We start from the raw sequence: 19,328 nt of genomic DNA, 5'->3' as shown, positions 1-19,328 counted from the left end.
CTATTTCTATTAGCAAGTCATCATCTACTAAAAGCAGTCGTTTAGTTTTATTTATTGGCGTTACTTTAAACTCGATAACTTCAGCCATATTTTCAATAGTGTTTTTCATGTTTTACCTCATTACTGTTCCAGTAATATACGCTAATTTATAACGACTTATCTTTTAAAATGCGTGTTATTTGGTTTATTAATACACCTTGTTTTACTGGTTTTAATAGCATGTCATCAAAGCCCTGGTTAACGTATTTTGAATCTGTATCGGGTGTCGATGTATGCGCAATTATTTTAGTTTTCAAATTGTCACTGTGTTTTTTAATTTTTAACATAGCGTCAGTTCCCGACAATTCTGGCATTACTATGTCCATTAAAATAATGTCGTAACTGTTTTGCGATACCATCAACATCGCTTCTATTGCACTGCGCGCGTAATCTATTTTAATATTCTCATTTTTTAGCATCGCTCTAATTACAATCTCAACAAGAGGATCGTCATCAACCAGTAATAGCGTGTTTTGGTGTTTGTTAGTTACTAAACTAGCTTTTACTAAATCATTATTTGTTAACGAGCTACTTGGTACTTCTTGCTCATTGTCTTTACCTTGTTTGGTTGCTATGTTGACCAACATAGAAAGTGATATCGTTGATTTATTCGCGTTACTACTTACAGTTATCGCTTTACCACCTAACATTTTAAATATTGAAATAAAAAACTTTAACTCTAATGACACGTCTTTATCATCTATAAAGCGCGTTATATCATCACCCGATATACTTTTAAGCTCAGTTATAAAGTTACTACTGTCGATCAAATTACTTAATGAAAAATCGAGGTATAAGTAATTACGTTTACTTTCATTTTTAATCTGAGCGTTAATTGAAAGCGTTGTATTATTTGATGAATCCAAAACCTCAGTCACTAATTGAATAACCAATTGAGAAATTAACTTTTCATCGCTTGCGACCGTTAATTCAGGCGTAATATTATTTTTAAGAACGATTCTTTTATTTTCAGCCTCTTTAGCTAAAATCGACATATTATTATTGATCATTTGATTTAGGTTTACGTTTTTGGCCTGAAGCTTTAACTTACCTATTTCCGATTTATTTATATTTACGAGTTGTTGAATTACACTTTCGAGCTGGTCGCATGCATCAGAAATGTTCCCCACATTGTTTTTAAATTCGTTAAAGCTTATTGGATCTTTAGATATTTCAACTAATGACTTTAAAGATGATAAAGGCGTTTTTAACTGACGGCTAAGCCTTGTAACAAATTTTTCTTTTAATTGATTTGTCTGTTTTGATTTTTCGAGAACATCAGCGAGTAAACATTCTTTTTGATGTGCCTCTGTATCATCTCTAAAGTAGCAAACGAAACCATTAAAATCTGTATGTCTTTGTAATACAGTTATCCACTTCCCGTCTGTAAAACCTATATCTATTAATTGGTTACGATCATCATCAAGCTTATGATGCTCATGGTAATGATTTATAATATTATGCTGTTGCGCAATACTTATCAGCTGGCTATACGATAGCTGACTGTTTTGTTTATTCACCTGTGCAAATAAAAGATTAAATGCATTGTTGGTAATCACAGGAGATTCGTGGCTATTAAAAATAGCAAACCCATGCGGTAGTGCATCAAGAGAACTTGAAAAAAGCGCTTCTCTATTGAGTATTAACTGATTTTTTTGTTTTATTTCACTGTGTAAACGCCTTGGCAAACGTAAAAAATAATACACAAACGCGAATACACAAAAAGAGATTAACCCTAATCTAATTAAACTGTATTTAGTTATTTGTGGTCGTACTATTTTATTCATTGGTTGCACATGCAAGCGCCAAGTAGGTGGAAAACGACTGCTTAAAGCGCTAATACTATTTTTAATTATACTCGGGTTTACTTCTCCTTGTTTTCCTAAAGTAAACTGTGGTGTTGCTATAAAAACGTTATAATTTTCAGTGTTTAATTTTCCAATAACGGCTTTTAAAAACTTACTTAAATCAAATGCTGTAAGTGTATAAATAGAGCCTTTTTTTATTTTTATTTCAGAAATTAAGAAGGCCGTATCAGCAACCGTAAATACTTCTACTGCTTGTTTATTTGCTCTTTTATTAAATTTTTCTAACCAGTTTGTAAACCCGTACGCGGCTAAATCAAAATTATTTTTTGACCAAAGTGCAAGCTGGTTATACTCAGAATCAAACACAACATACCCTTTGTAAGTTAAATTTTGTGAAACCTGACTCTGCACTAAATTGTTAAGCTGCTCTTTTGTATAGTTATTTTGGCTTTGCAAAAAGCCTGCAATAACTAAATCTTTTTGAGATATATACAATCCTTGATTATCAAATCGCTCTAATGCATTAAATAACGTTTTACGTAATTGCTGGGTTTGTTGATTGTAGTTACTTTGCAGCTCCTTTTTTTCAATAGTATAAAGAAGTAATGCAGTGAATGAGCATAATACTAATGCAATTAAAAATGCGACGGGCGCTAAACTAAATACATGAATATACTTTTCACCATAATTTTTTTTCTCAGGCTTAGTACTTTGATTACTTACTGAATCTGAATTTTTATTTAACTGTGTCTGCAATAATTGAGCAAATGAAATAAACTGATCTTTTTGTGAACCTATTAATGTTTTAGGTGCTAAATCGGCCATCAGCACTACGCCAATTAATTTATTAGTGACACTATAAATTGGATATTGTGCATAAAAACGAATTAATTTGTGCGTGTTGTTTGATACATCATCAAAAAAGGTATCTTCAAATAAATATAGTTTTTCTTGTGTGCAGCGTTGTTGATAGCTTAATAACTCATTTTCGACGCTTTCTTTATCGTTGCAGGTTATTAACTGCTTTGAATAAACTTCTCTAAAATCGATAAATTTAACAATTGGAACATCATAAAACTGTTTTAGTAGTGTTAGCGTTTCTTTAATTTCTGTTGATATTTCATCAGCTTGTGTATCTGGTATATTAGCATGTGAGGTAAATATATTTGAGGCGTTCATTGACGTTCTCCTTCCCCTTTAGGGGGAGTATGTATCCACGTTGTACTGTTTTGGTCGCTATGTACTGGCAGTAAAACTTTAAATGGTGGTGTTAAGCTACTAAGTGCAGGTTCGCCTGTGGTGATATTAATTACTTGTTCTGCATTAACTAAATTAAGTGATGTTTTGCAATATGTAATCCCTGGCTCAATCCCTATTAAGCTCAGTGTTTCACTAATAATAAGGTTATTTACTAAATCAATACCGGCGAGCTCAAATGTAGTTTGTAAAATAGTGAAGACGAGTGTCTCTACAATGTTTTCATCATCTTCTAAGCGTGTACCTTCTGGGCAGCAGATTGTGCCAAGCTCTATGTCAAAGTTTGTTCCAACTCCAACAAACTTAAGTGCTTTAAGTGCATCTTTTAAAAGAGATTCTACTTCGGGTAAGTATAAATCAAGTATGTCGCCTTGCGATTCGTACCCTGTTTGACATGTGTCACATGATACCGCCAACTCTCGACCATCGGTCCCTACAAGTGGACGACCCAAAGCAGTCACTCCAACTAAACAACTGCTGTCGGCCGGTTGCTTATCTATTTCAAAGCTTTCACAAGGTGAGCCTGTTACTACTTTTTGCGATACATAACGAGATAGAATTTGTTCACTATTAGCAGGGCATTGTTGTGGCGTACTTCTTAATAACTGACCAATAACGGTGTTACCTAACTGCCCTATTGCATAATTTGGACCTTGCTGCAGCGCATTTATATAACTTACATTACCGGTATTATTTAGTTTACTCACACCTTGGCTGTCTGTTGCTTCGTCGCTTAAGCCCTTTAAACACGGGTTACCTTGGCAATTTGGAGCATCGTAATAAACAGCTTCTCGCGATGTAAACCTATCATCTCTTATGCCTATTAATGCCCTGTACGTGTTTTTTGCTCCCCTGTCTGTATAAAAAATGAGTGGTGCTTGATGCTCATCAAAACTTACTGCAATACCGAGTGGTCTATTATTAGCGTCGACTACAGTAATTTGATTATCTACCTTAGTTTGATGGCGCTTAATAAGGGCATCCCTTACTAAAATCACCCCACCAATTGAGCCAATAATTAAAATAGTTATAATTAATATAAGCTCAATAGTAAGTATGTATCCTTGTTGATAATGCTTCTTCATATCAGGCTCCTATAACACTTCGACAAGCATTTTAAGTACGTTCATTACTTGTAATGCTGCGGGAAAAAACACCAATACCAAAAACATCGGAAAACAAATTAAGATAATGGGAAAGGTTGTGTGCATCGCTTTTTTGTTTACCTTTTTAGCGAGTAAAATGTTCTTTTTTAAAGCTAGGCCTTCAAGTTGAGCCTCTACTGCTTGGATAAGTGGCGTACCAAGTTTTGACCCTATTAACATTAAGTTTGCGAGTTTTTTAATTCCTAATACGCCGGTTCTTTCAAAAAGTGAATTAAATGCAAATTCACGATCTTTACCTGCGCTTAGTTCGAATAAAAATAACTTTAGCTCTTTGTATAATGGGTGTTTTTGACTTAATCCATGATCAACTGCTAGTGCAAATGAACGCTCTAGTGAAAATCCAGCGCGCATGTAAACCAGTAACACCCGTAAAAAAAACTCTAAGCTATTATTTATAACGGTTTTACGTTGGTTTTTACGTAATAAAAACCAGCATTCGGGTGCAAAAAAACACACAAAACACAGTAATAATTTAATCGATTGGCTCAGCTCATACCCTGTTAGTTCTATAACCGTAAATGCACTAAAAGTAGCAGCCGCTTTAAAGCAGTACAGGCTTATTAATATTTTATTAATTTGAATCCCTGCTTGTCTTAATTGACGTTTAGAGATGATGATTAGCGGGTACCAATTAATGTTTTTAGTATCGGGTTTATCTAATTCGACTTTAAGAGATTGCCTATGAATATGGATAAACGAGCCCATACTTACTAAAAGTCCGATAAGTAAAAGTATATCAATCATAATGTTACCCTTAAGCTAAGGCGTAGCCATAAAAAACCAAATAGCTGACAAAGAAGCGCAACCGTTATAAATGCAATCCCATTAGGATCGTTTAATAAAGGTTCAAACCAGGTTGGATCGGTATAGCTAAATAAAGGAATTAGTGCGTAAGGTAAAAAACCACTAAATACAGCAGCGTACTTAGTACCCGAAAGCTTTGCTTTTAGCTGTTGGCGGTCGAGGGTCCGAAGCGACATCATGTTGCATACGCTTTTTAGCATATCGGTTAAATCGCACTGGCTTTGTGTATGTGTGATGATGCTATGAGCAAACAATCTTACGGTTTCGCAGTTGTATCTTTCTATTAAAGGGGCAAACGACGTTTCGGCATCACTACCCATGCTCATGCGTTGTATTAGTAAGGTGCTTTGTTTTTTTATATATGGGTCTGCATGTTCATCAGCAAACTGCATTGATTGTTGTAGCGACAGCCCCGTACTTAAACACGATTGTACGGTTTCAATAAATTCTAAAAAATGATGCTCAAATTTTGCTAATTTATAATGAGCTAAGTCAATCACAGTTATAAAACAGGTTACAAAAACCACGATTGAAATAATAAATGCGCTGGTTGATGCCTCAGGGTAATATAATTTAGCTAAAAACCATGAACTACTAGAGAGCGAGCACGCCATGCTTATAAACCAAGCGTTACTTATGTTTAAGCCTAGTACTCGTAGTGACAAAGTAAGGACGTCTTTTTCTTCTAAAATATCTACTTTTTTAGCGCTCTGGTTACTTTTATTTTTAGCATACAAAGAAACCAACACACTAGCTGCAAGTACAAAAGTAATAACCGCCGCTATAGCTAATAAATAATCAAGTTTAGTCATTGTTAGCCTCCGGGTTATTGTGCAGTAATGCTTTTAATTCTTGTGCATTTGCGCCTTGGCCTTTCATAAACTCAATAACACTTGAGTTATCTATTAGCTCACTTTGAACAGGCTCTGCTTCGTTAATACTATAAAGCGGGCTAAAATGTGCACCGCCATTAACACGCTTAATTTCACCAATACTTTTTAGAGTTCGGGTGCCATTAGTTGAGCGAGAAACATGCACAATAAGTTGAATACTCGACGCGATTAGCGAACTTGTATGGGTATCGCTCAGTTGTGAATTGTGTAACTGCACTAAAGTAGATAAACGAATAACGGCATCATTTGCGCTATTAGCATGTATGGTCGTCATCGAACCTTGGTGACCACAGTTCATTGCTTGGAGCATATCGATTACCTCGCCAGAGAGTACCTCTCCAACAAGTATTCTATCTGCGCGCATTCTAAGGGCTGCTTTTACTAAATCTCTTAGGCTTACTGCACCTTTACCATCGCTGTTTGTGTCGTGAGCTTCTAATTGCACAACGTGGTTGTGATGCAAATTAAGCTCAGCACTTTCTTCAATGGTTACAACTCGTTCATTTGGGTTAATTGAGTTAGCAAGTACGTTTAATAATGATGTTTTACCTGCCCCGGCATTGCCACACACTAAAATATTAACGCCTGTTTTAACTGCGCTTTTTAAAAATGATAAGATGTTTTTATCTAAAAAATGATTATTAACTAAAAAGTCATCGTTTATTTTTTTATGATTAAACTTACGAATAGACACAATCGCGGCGCTGGTACACGCAGGCGGTACAATAATATGAACTCGGCTACCATCTTTTAGTTTGCCATCAACAATTGGCATAAGCGCATTGACTTGGCGACCACAGCCATCAAGTAAGCGATCAACAAATCGGCGTAAATGGCGTTCGTCATCAAACTTACTGGCTGTGCAAAGTAGTTTGCCTTGTTTATCAATCCAAATATCTTGCGTGTCGTTTATTAAAATATCACTTACCTGATCGTCCAGCATAAACTGTGCAATAGGTCCCAGGCCTTGAATTTCATCAAATACAGCCTGAACAACCTGCTCTTGTTGATGTTGATTAAATGAAGATTGATTAGATTGTGGAATTTCACTGCACAATGCAGAGATTTTTTCGAGAACATTACTTGATAAAAGCGCGGTTGGTTCTTGTTCGTACTCTTCGATAACAGCATCGTGCAATAGCTTTTTAAGCTCTTCAAAGGTACTTAAACTGGTTTGAACTTCTTCATGTTTGCTTGATAAATTAAACATAAAAACTCACTTAGCTACATATACAGCTTCATTTTTAACGCCTTTAACCACTTCGATTGTGCGACTGGTTTGTAAGCGTGAAAAGTTTTGCAAACGACCTTGTTCAATGTCATAAGCGCTATGCACAATAATTGAAACTTTGTCGGCGTTATCTATACCCGCCAACGAATAAACATCTTTTGGAAGTACCGCAAGGACTAATGAAACACCGCCCGCAGCAGAATTAGACTCTTTAGCTAAATTATCCATTACGCCACTTTTTGCGGCTTGCGATTTAGGACCTTTTGAAACACCAATAAGCTGTACATTACGGGCAACTGTTCTTACTAAGCGATTAGTTTTAGCGACTATGTCGAGTCGGTCACCTTTGTGTATGCGCGAAAGCGGAATATCTAAGGTGTTTAGTTTTAAAGTATATAAAACACGCCCTGCCGGGATGGCTTCTGATAAGTTTTGGCTTTTCGCTCTAATAAAATCGGTGTCGAATAAGGGTTGTTCAACCATTTTGTTAGTTGCTAATTTTTGACCAATTAATGCACGTGGGTTTTGAACGCTCAGTGCAATATTTGAATAGTTACTTGGATCTATACTCTTTTGCTCTACATCGTGAACGGTTACTGTTTGACCGGCCGACATATTTTTGTTTACTACCCAAGCTGTTACGCTATTTTCATCGTTTACCTGTCTAATTCCCAAAGCCGAAGCTAACATGCCAGAGGTGATGAGTAATGTGAGAGCCGCTGTGGTTGCGCCTTTGTTACTTTTACTTTTCATAATATTCCTCCAGAGTAACTTTCACTGCCACACTTTTGTGGCAGTGAGCCTTAAGCTTGGTATTCAAACCTGGTTGCCTTATATTGGATACCTTGCGTTAGTTACCTTGTGAACCGCCAGCTGCTGTACGCGTTGCAGCATCACCACTTGGTGTTGCACTAATAAGTGCCGCATTTTCACTAAAGTCTGATGCAACAAAAGTGAATGAACTACCATCGCCTGCGTACACATCAACTGAATCTACAAACCCAGAGCCAGACACTTCAGCAGTGCCTTCGGCGTTAATCATGCCGTCAAATACATAGCTTTGGTCAAGTGAGCCAATTGCTTCAGCTACATCTTCAAGTTCGCTGGTTACCGAGTCACGTAATGTAGATAAACCAATTACAAGTGCTGCTACCATTGAAGTAGAAAGAATGATTAGCTCTGACGTTAGTACAAAACCTTTTTGCTTTTTGCTATTTAAGTTATGTTTAATAGTTTTCATAATCGTAGCCTTTAAATTAGAAGAGCTTATGCTCACTTTACATATTGCGAGGACCATGCCACCTATAAATAACCATTAAATACAGTTGGTTATGTTTTTAATGGTTATTGTTTATTAGATGTTTTCATTTTTGATTTGCAAAATGCAAATCAATATTAAAAAATAATTTTTAGATACTTAATGCTAGGTTTACGTTATTGAAAGTATTATTAAAACTGATGGATAGCGTAAGGGGTAAATATTAAAAGCAGTCTTGTGAGGTTACGTATAAAACGTAGGATGAGCGTAAGCTTTGCTCCTATTTTTGATAAATAATAAAGTGGTTTTGGCTCCTTAATAATGCCAAATTTTAGGTACAAAAAAGGCCCGAAGGCCTTAAGAATAACAATTACCTAAAACGGAGAGTTTACCGCGCCTAGCAAGTGCTTTTTTATGCGTGGGTTCTGCACGTAAAACTTGCTCATAATAGCCACAAGCCAATAAATTATTGGTATTCGCTTCTTCAATTAACCCTTTATGGTAAAAATAGGTGGTGCTATTTAAACCAAACTTAACCGAAAGCTCTAAGTAGTTTGAAGCTATAACGTAACTGCCCTGGGCATAATGTATAGAGGCCATTTGCAGGTATGGTGAAGCATGTGTACCAAAAACATCGACGCCGTATTGAGCAATGCTTTTTGCTTTAGCTAAATTACCTTGCTCTATTGCTAACGTAACCCCTAAAGTAATTACATTTAATGGTGGATTAGCTTTATTCAGTAATGTGTTTATAACTTGTTGAGATTGATTAGCACGGCCACTTTTATAAAGTACGTAGGCCGATATCGTCAGTATTGCCGTGTTATCGGGATGTTCAAGCATGAGCTGATTCACCTCATGGACTAAGTTTAAACAGTTACTTGCATTTATACCTTCACACTTTAATGGTTGGGCATTTAATTGGTATTTTTTAACTATGTCACCCAGCGCGTTGTAAGGATTTACTGTTGGCTTGTAATCAATATGAGCGCAACCCGATAAAGTAAGCAGTAAAATAATATAAAATATTTTCATAGCCCTTGCTCCTGTATATAGCTAAGTACCTGGGTGTCGATATTTGCCTGCTCCCACGAACGTAAGGTATTAATTGGCTCACGCACCAGGTTTGGAGTTACCACAATTATAAGCTCGCGGTTGTTTTCACTTTTGCTGGTTGTTTCGCTTAACTTTCCTAGCATGCTATTGCCGTTGCCATCAGGTACAAAGTCGTGGCTTGCGTTGTTATCGGTGCTAATTAAGCCACCAATAATAAGAGGTTGCCCGTCTTTTAAACGTGTTGATGTTTGCATACTGCGTGTATTAAATGCACTGCTGTTTAAACTGCTGCCTGTACTTTGTGCAATTTCGGCGGTTAACGTGGTATCGGGTAATGAAATTACTGGGTTTAGATCAAGTGTTATTCTGTCTTTGTCGTCAACCATGGCACGTACATTTAATTCAACTCCGAATGATTTAAATTCTGTACCACTAAACACCGACCCACTACTACCTTGCTGCCCGCTTGTAATTCCAGATGGGCTATAACTTGTAGGTACAGGTACTTCACCACCGACTTTAAACACGGCACTTTCACCGGCTAAAACTGTTATTGTAGGGCGAGAAAGCGTTCGCGATATACCTTCTTGTTCAAGTAATGAAAACAACATATCAATGGCAAACTGTGAGGTAGAAAGCTGTAAGTTATTAGTTAATTGACCGCCAATTAATTGCAGCGCATTTTCTATTGTTGCAGAGCCAGATTCGCGATTAGTCATACCGTCACGGCCAAATAAACCCGCTTCTTTTTCATATCCATTAGAGAGCACGCTAATATCTGGGCGCCATTGCTTTAACCTACGTTGATTTACTTCGTATAGCTGCACCGATACACGCACTTGCGGTAAATCTTCAACTTCAATACTCGACAAAACTTTACCGCCAGCCACTGACAGCAACGTTGCTCTTGCAATGTTTGAACTTACATTACTTAAATTTAATCCTGAGGTAGCATCATTTATTAAACCGCCTGACTCGTTGGCAAGTACTTCAATACCTGCACTTTTATCCTGTGTTGCGCCGCTCATTAAATTATTAGGATCAAGAGGAGAGCCCTGAGTTTGTAATGCTTGCTCTGGTTCGAATAATTTATTAATTGTATTTAATAAGCGCACTAGCTCTATTTGATTTTTTACAGAGCCTGAAAGTAAAAACACATCGTTGTCGTCATTTGATAGCTCATCAACCGAGATGCGTTTAATGGTCACTTTATCTGCGCCCATTGATTTAATCACTTCGCTAATACGCTCTTCTTTTGGTTTAGGTGCTTGAGTTACTTTTATTAAATTAATAATAGCGACTTTACTCGAGTTTTGAGAGCTACCGCCGTTTGCGTTACCCAAACCTTGCAAGCGTTGAGCAAGTGAATTAAACATACCTTGGTTAGGATTTGAGGTAATAACAGGTTGTGATGCTTGTGAGCTACTGGCATAAAGGTAGTTTTTTGCAGCTTCATAAGCGGCATGACGATAATTTATAGTAGGTACTTCACCGCGTAATACAACAGCATGGCGATCAGGCGCTATGGTTAGCTGTACGTCAGGATGAATGTCGTTTAAGGCATTTTCTAGTACGCTGTAGTCTTCGGTTACGCCAAGTAAAAATGTTTCAGAGCTTTTATCGTCGTACCACACCATCATAGATGTACGGCCCAACTTTTTAGCTAAAATTAGTAGCTCACGGCCATTTACCACGTTCACATCAAGTGTTGTTTCGTGGCCAAGTGCAATACGAGAAATATCACGGGTAAACACAAAGCGAGTATGCGTCCATTTAACTAAGTGCGATACTTTTTGTACCCGCTCACCATTTGCATTTTCTATATAATCTAAATGACTTTCACTGCCCATAGCGGTAAAAGATATTAGTAATAGTATAAAAATAAATTTTAACATAAGCCTTTCCCTCAATTTGCTTACTGTATAGGTAGCAAGTATGAGACCAAGGGCTTTTGCATTTATAATCAATGGATTAAGATGTATAAATGTGTTTTTTATTATTTTGATTCGCAAATTGCAAATCAACAATTCATGAAGAGATTAACAAAGAAATAAGAGCAGAAGTGTGTGGCGCAAAGCGAGTAAAATAAGCTCTGCGCTATTTTTAGTTAATGCAAAGCGGCTGTAAACGGGATGCTTTCACAGATTTTAGCTTCAGCTATAAGCAGCTCTTCTAGACGAACATCAACTTCTTCTTTTTCAAAGTATTCGTAAGCGAGTTCTACAAATAGGTTTTTATGTTTTTCTTCTGATTTGGCAATAGCAACATAAAAGTCTTTTTCTTTACCCTCAGGAAGTGCTTGTGCTACTAAAGAAAAACGCTCGTGGCCACGTGCTTCAATTACACCGCCAACCAGTAATCGGTCCATTAAAAAACCATCACGACCGTGTCTAAATAGCGCACGTATTTGTTTTATGTACGGATCTTTTTTGTCGTCACCTAGGTTTACATCGCGCTCTAAAAGTAACTTAAGCACTTGTTTAAAGTGTATTAATTCTTCTAGTGCTAAATCGGTCATGGCTTTTACTAATTTACGTTTGTCTGGGTAATGCGAAAGCATAGACATAGCCATACCCGATGCTTTTTTTTCAGCAGCGGCATGATCTTGTAAAAAAGTATTAAAGTCAGCAAGGACAACTTCGGTCCATTCAAATGGGGTGTGGTATTTTAATTCAAACATGTTCTGTACAACTTAAATAATAATGCGGGGATTTTAACGTATTTGATTTAAAAAATCTTGTAAGGCAGTAATTTATCTATGCGCCCTTTAGCCGTAGACTCAACTTTTAACCGGTGTTTAATATCGTTCCATGCGGTGACTCTTCCGCCCATATTCATTTTTTCAAAATCAGTTTTATCACTTTCTAACCCTAAAAAATTACACAACTTTTTGTAACTATCAGGCTTTGCTATATCAATGGATAAAAAATCGTCGTCACGGTTATTAAAGTACGTTTGAGCATCATTAAAATGTGTTTCATAACAGTCTGCTAAGTAACTATCGTCGCTAATATTATCAAGCGAAAGCTCACTAAACGTATTTAAATAACAGCGTTTTATATGAATATTAAAGCCCCCGTCTGCACGGGTTAAATTAGTGTGCATACGCGTTAAAAGCTGTTTTATTGAAGGTAGCCATGCACTCAGTTCGCGTTCTAAATAAATAAACTTAGAGTCTGGATAATTAATATCAAGTGCTTTAAAGTCATTAAATATGGGAGTGTCGGCAATCGCGTTAGCATTTTCAAAACAAGCATTAGTATACGCGGTATGCGCCGTTGTAATGCCGAGCTCTAAAAATGCGTGGCACACACTCGTTGTGCCGGTACGCGGTAAACCTATTATAAATATTTTGCTCATTAGCTTTTCTTTAATTAGCCACGTGTTACTAGCAATAAAAAGGCGCTAACAATAATCACCAAAAATGTAGCAATAGTACCAATTTGGCGATATTTCAGACTTTTTTCTACTATGCCTAAATTTTGAAATACACGCCCTATTAGTAACGCACCACCTAATATATGGCAGTAATGGCTAGCAAGTCCTTGGTACTCTGCCAAAAAGAGTAAAATTAAAGCAATTGGCACGTATTCTATAAAGTTCGCGTGGGCACGTACAGCACGTTGCAGCGTTGCGTTACCGTTATCACCAAGTGATATCTGCTCAGCGCGGCGCACTTTTATTACGTTAAAGCTCAAATAAATGTAAAAAAATGCAAGTAATGCAGCATAAGTTGAAATGATCACAGCGTTTTCCTGTTATTTTTATCGTATAAGCATGCGCTTTATTATTGTGGGCGTGATAATAACATATAAATTTGAGCAGCATTATCAGAAGTTTAATAAATGCCTATGCTAAGCTAGGGGTATTAAGTAAGTAGAAAATAACATAAGGATTTTATGTTTGTACCTCGCAAAGTAGCCGACAGTTACCGTGAAATGATTAACAGTATTGGCTTTTACCCTTCGATGCTTTCAGTGGGCTTTTTAGCATTTGCCATTATTACTATGTCGGTTGAATATTTAGCGCCGATTGAGCAGCTAAAATCGTTTATATCGATTGTACTTGTTGATAGCGCCGAAAACGCGCGTACTATTTTAAGCACCTTAGCGGGGAGTATTATTTCGCTTACCGTGTTTAGTTTTTCAATGGTAATGGTAGTTTTAAATTCGGCCAGTGCGAGTTTATCGCCTCGCGTAGTACCTGGGCTCATTACGCGTAAATCACATCAAATGGTTTTGGGCTTTTATTTAGGCAGCATAATTTACTCAATTATTATGCTTATAAATATTAATAAACTTGAAGGTGGCAGTACGGCTATTCCTTCAATTGGTGTGTTGTTTGCACTTATTTTTGGATTGATTTCATTAGGTTTATTTGTATTTTTTATACATTCAATCTCTCGTGCCATTCAGGTTGATAACGTATTAAATGGCTTGTTTAGCCAAACTAAAAACGAAATTAAAACAATAATACAAAGACAACTAGAAAACCCAGTTGAAGACTTTCCAGACTTTAGTAAGTGGCATTCGGTTAGCAGTAAAACAGAGGGCTATTACAAAGGCGTGCAAACCGATAAGCTCTGTGCCATTTTGGCAGAGCAAGATATAAAGGTGTATATCTCTGTTAACCAAGGCTACTTTACAGTTAAAGGCTATCCGTTTTTAAAGTGTAATAAAGACATATCAAACGATGAAGAGCTGATAAATAAAATTCTCGACTGCTTTATTTTTTATATAGAAGAGTACATTAGCGATCATTACCGTTATGGGTTAACGCAAATATCAGAAATTGCAGTTAAGGCAATGAGCCCGGGCATAAACGATCCAGGTACTGCGGTTAAATCAATTGATATGCTGAGTATTTTACTTATTCAACGGCTGTCAATTAACGATATTAACTACTCGTTTAAGCACAGTGATAATGGACCATTACTATACCTTCATGAAACAAGCTTTGATGAGTTATTACATGACAACTTTACACCGCTGCGTAATTACGCCAAAGGCGATGCATACGTAATGACAAATGTGCTTGAGGCATTTAAAAATATTTTGTTTATTGCCCATAAAGATACCGATGCACGAAACAGTTTATTTAATTACTTAAATGCGATCGTTGATGACATAAATGAACATGTAACTAATGAATACGACAGACGCGAAGTGACTAATATGCTCAACTCAATAGCGCGCATTAGCCAAGAGCAAGGTGAGAAGTTGGTGGCACGTTTTGAGCACCACCAAAAATAAATTTAATCTATGTAGTACACGGCATAGCTTGAAGCCGTTACTTTAATCTCTCCAGCATGGTAGGCATCAGGTACATAGTTACTTGGTGCGCTATCAGCCATCATTACTTTTTCTGCGCGCATATAAGGCTGCGACTGAACATTGAGTGGACTCAGTGATGCGCTGTACAATCCTTTTAAATCAACGCCATAATCTTCACTAAATTCTTTTGCTGCATCCCGTGCATCTTTAATTGCTAACTTTTGCGCTTTTTTGTGCAGCTCGTTGTAGTTACTTGCTAAAAATTGCGTTTGATTAATTTCGTTAATACCGTTGTTAACTAAGCTTTGTAGTAATTCAGGGTATTTATTTATATCGCTAAGTTTTACAGTTAATGTACGAGAAACCTTAAAGCCTTTAAATTCTTGATTACCGGTAGTGCGGTTATATTGGCTATCACGGTTTATTGAGATTTGCCCGGCGTTTATATCTCCCTCTTTAACACCAATTTCTTTTACGAGCTTAATTGCTTTAGCGATGGTTAAGTCGGTTTTATTTTTAGCAGCAATTAAGTCTTTATCAACTTCGGTAATACCTACGCTAAGCTGCACGTAATCTGGCATTGTGGTAAGAGTCGCTTCGCCTTTAACATAAATATGAGGAGCATCGGGAGTCGCTGCCGCAAGTGCATCAAAACTAAGTACGTTAAAAGCCAGTGCACTACCTAAAACGAGTGTCAGTGTTTTCATTAAGTCGATCCTTTAATTTTGTAAATGCTATTAAAGACCTTACGTGGTTAATTAAATATGAACAAGCACAAAAAAACAGGCAATTGCCTGTTTTTTGTTAATGGCTGTAACTTAACGTACAGCTTCATTTACTTTAAATTACGGGTACCGTTATTAAACACTACAACGTTTATAGTTACGGTATTTTGGTAACCAGTAATTTTTGTCGATTGCTGCCCATAACGCATCATCAGTAATCTCAAGAGCAACGCCCTCTTCGATTGCTTTTTTAGCAATGGCAAATGCAATACGCTTACTTAGCGTTTCAATTTCCGTAAGGGCTGGTAATAAACTACCTTTACCTGTGTTTGCACGTGGCGACGACTCTGCAAGCATTTCGCTAGACACACTTAACATTGCATCAGTAATGCGAGTCGCTTTAGCGGCAATAACACCTAAACCAATACCCGGGAAAATATAGCTATTGTTACATTGTGGGATTGGAAAAATTTCACCGTTGTGTTCTACCGGATCAAATGGGCTACCTGTTGCAACAAGTGCTTTACCGTCAGTCCACTTAATCACATCAGCAGGATGCGCTTCTACCTGCTTAGATGGATTACTTAATGGGAAAATAATTGGCTGTTCACAACCAGCGTGCATTGCTCGAATAGCTTGCTCAGTAAACAAACCAGGTTGACCTGAAACACCAATTAAAATGTCTGGTTGTGCACAGTGCATAACATCAAGAAGTGATGCGTATTCACCGCTGTAAGTCCAATCACTTACCGAGCCTTGCGGTTGTGCAAGTGCTTGTTGGAAATCGCGTAAGCCTTCCATACCCACTGTAAGTAGGCCAAAACGGTCAACCATAAATACTTGGCTACGCGCTTGAGCTTCACTAATACCTTCAAAAACCATTTGGCTAATAATTTGCTCAGCAATACCACAACCAGCAGAGCCTGCACCCACAAAAACTACTTTTTGTTGGCTAAGGGTTGAATTTTTAACGCGACACGCTGCAAGTAAAGAACCTACCGTTACAGCCGCAGTACCTTGAATATCATCGTTAAAGCTACAAATTTCATTGCGGTAGCGCTTAAGTAACGGCATTGCATTTGGTTGTGCAAAATCTTCAAACTGAAGTAACACATTTGGCCAGCGACGTTTAACTGCTTTAATGAATAAATCTAAAAACTCATCGTATTCGTCTTGAGCAATACGCTTATGGCGTGCACCCATGTACATAGGATCGTTTAAAAGCTTTTCGTTATTAGTACCCACATCAAGCATTACAGGCAATGTGTATGCTGGGCTTATACCACCACACGCAGTGTAAAGTGACAATTTACCAATTGGAATACCCATGCCACCAATACCCTGATCGCCTAGGCCTAAAATACGCTCGCCATCGGTTACAACAATAACTTTTACTTTACCTTTGGTAGCGTTGCGTAAAATGTCGTCAATTTGGTATCTGTCTTCATACGAAATAAATAAGCCACGCGCGCTGCGGTAGATGTCTGAGAATTTTTCACAAGCATCCCCAACTGTAGGCGTGTAAATGATTGGCATCATTTCTTCAAGATGATCCCGCACTAAACGGTAATAAAGTGTTTCGTTGTTATCTTGAATCGCACGTAAGTAAATATGCTTATTAAGGTTATCTGTAAAGCTAGAATATTGCTGATAACAGCGCTCGACTTGCTCTTCAATTGTTTCAAAGCGAGGAGGAAGTAAACCAGCAAGATTGAAATTTTCGCGTTCTTTTTTACTAAAGGCGCTGCCTTTATTTAATAGCGGTGTTTCAATTAGGCCAGGGCCAGAATGATGAATATATAAGTAGTTAGGATCAGTATTAGTTGTCATATTTCCAGGCTTTAACGGAGTCTTAAGTTATGATCTGTCATTATCAGTGTTAAAGGTTTAATTGCAACGACAATTAAGCTAGTCAGACCATTGAGAGAAAATACATGCGAGCTTCACTGCCCACATGCATATTATACATAATTTAAAATTGTATAGTGGCGTTATTATCAGTTAAATCAGATAACGCAACACCTTCACGGCGTGGATCAGCTCCACCGTAAAGTTTGTCATTTTTAACTTCAACTGCGTGTAAGCCCGAGTTTAAGTCAATAATACGTACATTGTGGCCGCGTTTAGTAAGTGCAGGCGCAATGGCTTCAATGGCTGTGCCTTTTTCAAGGCTGGTGTAATCGTTACGATTTGTTGTACGCGGTAAGTTAATAGCGTCTTGCGCTGATAAATTCCAGTCAATAACACCCACAACAACTTGTGCAACGTAATCTATGATACGACTACCGCCAGGTGAGCCTACAATTAAACGTAAGCTGCCATCTTTATTAAATACCATTACCGGTGACATAGAGCTACGCGGGCGTTTACCAGCCTCTACACGGTTTGCTACAAGCTTGCCGTTTTTACGTGGCGATAACGAAAAGTCAGTTAGTTGGTTATTTAAAATAAAGCCATTAACCATAACCGTGGAGCCAAACGCCATTTCAATTGAACTAGTCATCGAAACGGCATTACCTTTACTATCTACAATAGAGACATGAGAAGTAGAAGGTAACTCGTATGAATCATCCATTGCATAACTTAGGTACCCTACTGGATTACCGGCTACGGCTTTTTGGTCTGTTTCGGTAATTAATTTAGCGCGTGAGGCAATGTAATCTTTGTTTAATAGCTCTTTTGTAGGTACTTGCGTGAAATCGGGATCGCCCATGTACATATCGCGATCGGCAAATGCAATACGCGAAGCTTGGCTAAAGTAATGAATCGCCTTTTCGCCATTTGGTTTAAGTGCGCTCATATCTTTATGCTCAAGTAGGCCAAGCATTTGTAGCACAGCTACACCGCCACTACTTGGTGGCGCCATAGAACACACGTTATAAGCACGGTATTGTATACATACCGCATCGCGTTCTTTACTTTTGTAATCTGCTAAATCTTGCACACTTAATTTACCAGGGGCTATTTTAGAGTGCTGTACAGCATTAACCATTTGTTTAGCGTTTTCGCCTTTGTAAAATGCATCAATGCCCTGCTTTGCAATGTCTTTGTATAAATCAGCAAGCGGTTGATTCTTTTTAACACTACCTACTTCAATTAACTTACCATTTGGGTAAAAGTATTCGTTAATAATCGGCATACTCAATACACCAGGGTTTAATTGGCGTGCTAATAAGCCATGTAAACGCGGCGAAATTACAAAGCCTTGCTCTGCAAGTTCAATAGCAGGTTTAAAAAGCGCTTCCCACGGCAATGTACCGTATTGTTTATGCGCGCTTGCAAAGGCATGTAAAATACCAGGCACACCAACAGAGCGTCCGCCTACTACAGCTTCAATCCATTTAACGGCTTTGCCGTGCTTATCTAAAAACAGCGTTTCGTCTGCATTTGCAGGTGCTGTTTCGCGGCCATCAAAACTAGTCAATTTATTGTTAGCTTTGTTGTAATACATCATAAATGTACCACCGCCAATACCTGACGATTGCGGTTCAACTAAAGTAAGCACTAGTTGAGTAGCAATCGCAGCATCTACGGCACTGCCACCTTGGGCTAAAATTTGTTGACCGGCTCTTGAGGCATATGGATTTGCCGCAGCAACCATGTATTTATCACCTTGCACCACTTTTTTATGGATCAATCCGGTAGCGGCTTCAGGTTCGCGAGTTTCAATTTGAGTTGTTTGCTGTGCAAGTGAAGGCAGTGATACTGCGCACAGTCCAATGGCAAATAATGAGTTAAGTTTAAAATGCATAAAAATACTAAAAACACTTAATTACGTAGTTGTATTTGGCATCTTAAAGTTAAACGGGCACAATATG

General features: G+C 37.7%; 16 protein-coding genes. 1 reads left to right on the top strand and 15 read right to left on the bottom strand.

What is annotated here, in order from left to right:
* Positions 1–146 precede the first annotated feature (146 nt).
* The 12 genes from CXF89_RS14515 to CXF89_RS14460 all read right to left on the bottom strand — a co-directional run bounded on the left by CXF89_RS14515 (position 147) and on the right by CXF89_RS14460 (position 13,258).
* Entirely contained in the window at positions 147–3,026 is a 2,880-nt protein-coding gene (locus CXF89_RS14515) for an ATP-binding response regulator (protein ID WP_121955004.1), read from the bottom strand.
* A complete protein-coding gene (locus CXF89_RS14510) occupies positions 3,023–4,189 on the bottom strand; it encodes a hypothetical protein (RefSeq protein WP_121955003.1) in 1,167 nt (388 codons plus the stop codon). The genes CXF89_RS14515 and CXF89_RS14510 overlap by 4 nt, the downstream gene beginning before the upstream one ends.
* A 9-nt stretch (positions 4,190–4,198) precedes the next feature.
* Positions 4,199–5,014, bottom strand: a complete 816-nt coding sequence (locus CXF89_RS14505) for a type II secretion system F family protein (protein WP_121955002.1) — start codon at positions 5,012–5,014, stop codon at positions 4,199–4,201.
* Positions 5,011–5,886 carry a type II secretion system F family protein gene (locus tag CXF89_RS14500; protein ID WP_121955001.1) on the bottom strand — a complete coding sequence of 292 codons (876 nt, stop codon included), beginning with the start codon at positions 5,884–5,886 and terminating at the stop codon, positions 5,011–5,013. The genes CXF89_RS14505 and CXF89_RS14500 overlap by 4 nt, the downstream gene beginning before the upstream one ends.
* Positions 5,879–7,177, bottom strand: a complete 1,299-nt coding sequence (locus tag CXF89_RS14495) for a TadA family conjugal transfer-associated ATPase (RefSeq protein WP_121955000.1) — start codon at positions 7,175–7,177, stop codon at positions 5,879–5,881. The genes CXF89_RS14500 and CXF89_RS14495 overlap by 8 nt, the downstream gene beginning before the upstream one ends.
* Before the next feature lie 6 nt (positions 7,178–7,183).
* Positions 7,184–7,951 (bottom strand): hypothetical protein, encoded by a 768-nt coding sequence (locus CXF89_RS14490; protein ID WP_121954999.1) that lies wholly within the window; start codon positions 7,949–7,951, stop codon positions 7,184–7,186.
* A gap of 97 nt (positions 7,952–8,048) precedes the next feature.
* Positions 8,049–8,438 (bottom strand): hypothetical protein, encoded by a 390-nt coding sequence (locus tag CXF89_RS14485; RefSeq protein WP_002960855.1) that lies wholly within the window; start codon positions 8,436–8,438, stop codon positions 8,049–8,051.
* A gap of 375 nt (positions 8,439–8,813) precedes the next feature.
* Positions 8,814–9,491 (bottom strand): tetratricopeptide repeat protein, encoded by a 678-nt coding sequence (locus tag CXF89_RS14480; RefSeq protein WP_121954998.1) that lies wholly within the window; start codon positions 9,489–9,491, stop codon positions 8,814–8,816.
* A complete protein-coding gene (locus tag CXF89_RS14475; RefSeq protein WP_121954997.1) occupies positions 9,488–11,407 on the bottom strand; it encodes a pilus assembly protein N-terminal domain-containing protein in 1,920 nt (639 codons plus the stop codon). The genes CXF89_RS14480 and CXF89_RS14475 overlap by 4 nt, the downstream gene beginning before the upstream one ends.
* Before the next feature lie 212 nt (positions 11,408–11,619).
* Positions 11,620–12,192 (bottom strand): MiaE family protein, encoded by a 573-nt coding sequence (locus CXF89_RS14470; protein ID WP_007586685.1) that lies wholly within the window; start codon positions 12,190–12,192, stop codon positions 11,620–11,622.
* A gap of 47 nt (positions 12,193–12,239) precedes the next feature.
* Positions 12,240–12,872 carry a sulfotransferase gene (locus CXF89_RS14465; protein ID WP_121954996.1) on the bottom strand — a complete coding sequence of 211 codons (633 nt, stop codon included), beginning with the start codon at positions 12,870–12,872 and terminating at the stop codon, positions 12,240–12,242.
* Between the two features lie 14 nt (positions 12,873–12,886).
* The gene (locus CXF89_RS14460; protein ID WP_121954995.1) at positions 12,887–13,258 is read right to left on the bottom strand and encodes an MAPEG family protein; all 372 of its coding nucleotides are present in this window, start codon (positions 13,256–13,258) and stop codon (positions 12,887–12,889) included.
* A gap of 153 nt (positions 13,259–13,411) precedes the next feature.
* Between CXF89_RS14460 and CXF89_RS14455 the strand changes: the two genes are divergently transcribed.
* The gene (locus CXF89_RS14455) at positions 13,412–14,764 is read left to right on the top strand and encodes a DUF2254 domain-containing protein (RefSeq protein WP_121954994.1); all 1,353 of its coding nucleotides are present in this window, start codon (positions 13,412–13,414) and stop codon (positions 14,762–14,764) included.
* A 2-nt stretch (positions 14,765–14,766) separates the two neighbouring features.
* On the opposite strand, the gene CXF89_RS14450 is transcribed toward CXF89_RS14455, so the two are convergent.
* From CXF89_RS14450 to ggt, 3 genes are all read right to left on the bottom strand, one after another.
* Complete coding sequence (locus CXF89_RS14450) at positions 14,767–15,492, bottom strand: SIMPL domain-containing protein (RefSeq protein WP_024598391.1); 726 nt, start codon at positions 15,490–15,492, stop codon at positions 14,767–14,769.
* A gap of 153 nt (positions 15,493–15,645) precedes the next feature.
* Positions 15,646–17,340 (bottom strand): NAD-dependent malic enzyme, encoded by a 1,695-nt coding sequence (locus CXF89_RS14445; RefSeq protein ID WP_121954993.1) that lies wholly within the window; start codon positions 17,338–17,340, stop codon positions 15,646–15,648.
* Positions 17,341–17,482: 142 nt separating this feature from the next.
* Positions 17,483–19,261 (bottom strand): gamma-glutamyltransferase, encoded by a 1,779-nt coding sequence (gene ggt / locus CXF89_RS14440; protein ID WP_121954992.1) that lies wholly within the window; start codon positions 19,259–19,261, stop codon positions 17,483–17,485.
* Between the last annotated feature and the right edge of the window lie 67 nt (positions 19,262–19,328).

Origin of the sequence: Pseudoalteromonas sp. MelDa3, assembly GCF_002863625.1 — a bacterium.
In the GTDB taxonomy this organism is placed as follows: Bacteria; Pseudomonadota; Gammaproteobacteria; order Enterobacterales; family Alteromonadaceae; genus Pseudoalteromonas; species Pseudoalteromonas arctica.
This window is presented reverse-complemented; position numbering and strand designations above follow the sequence as displayed.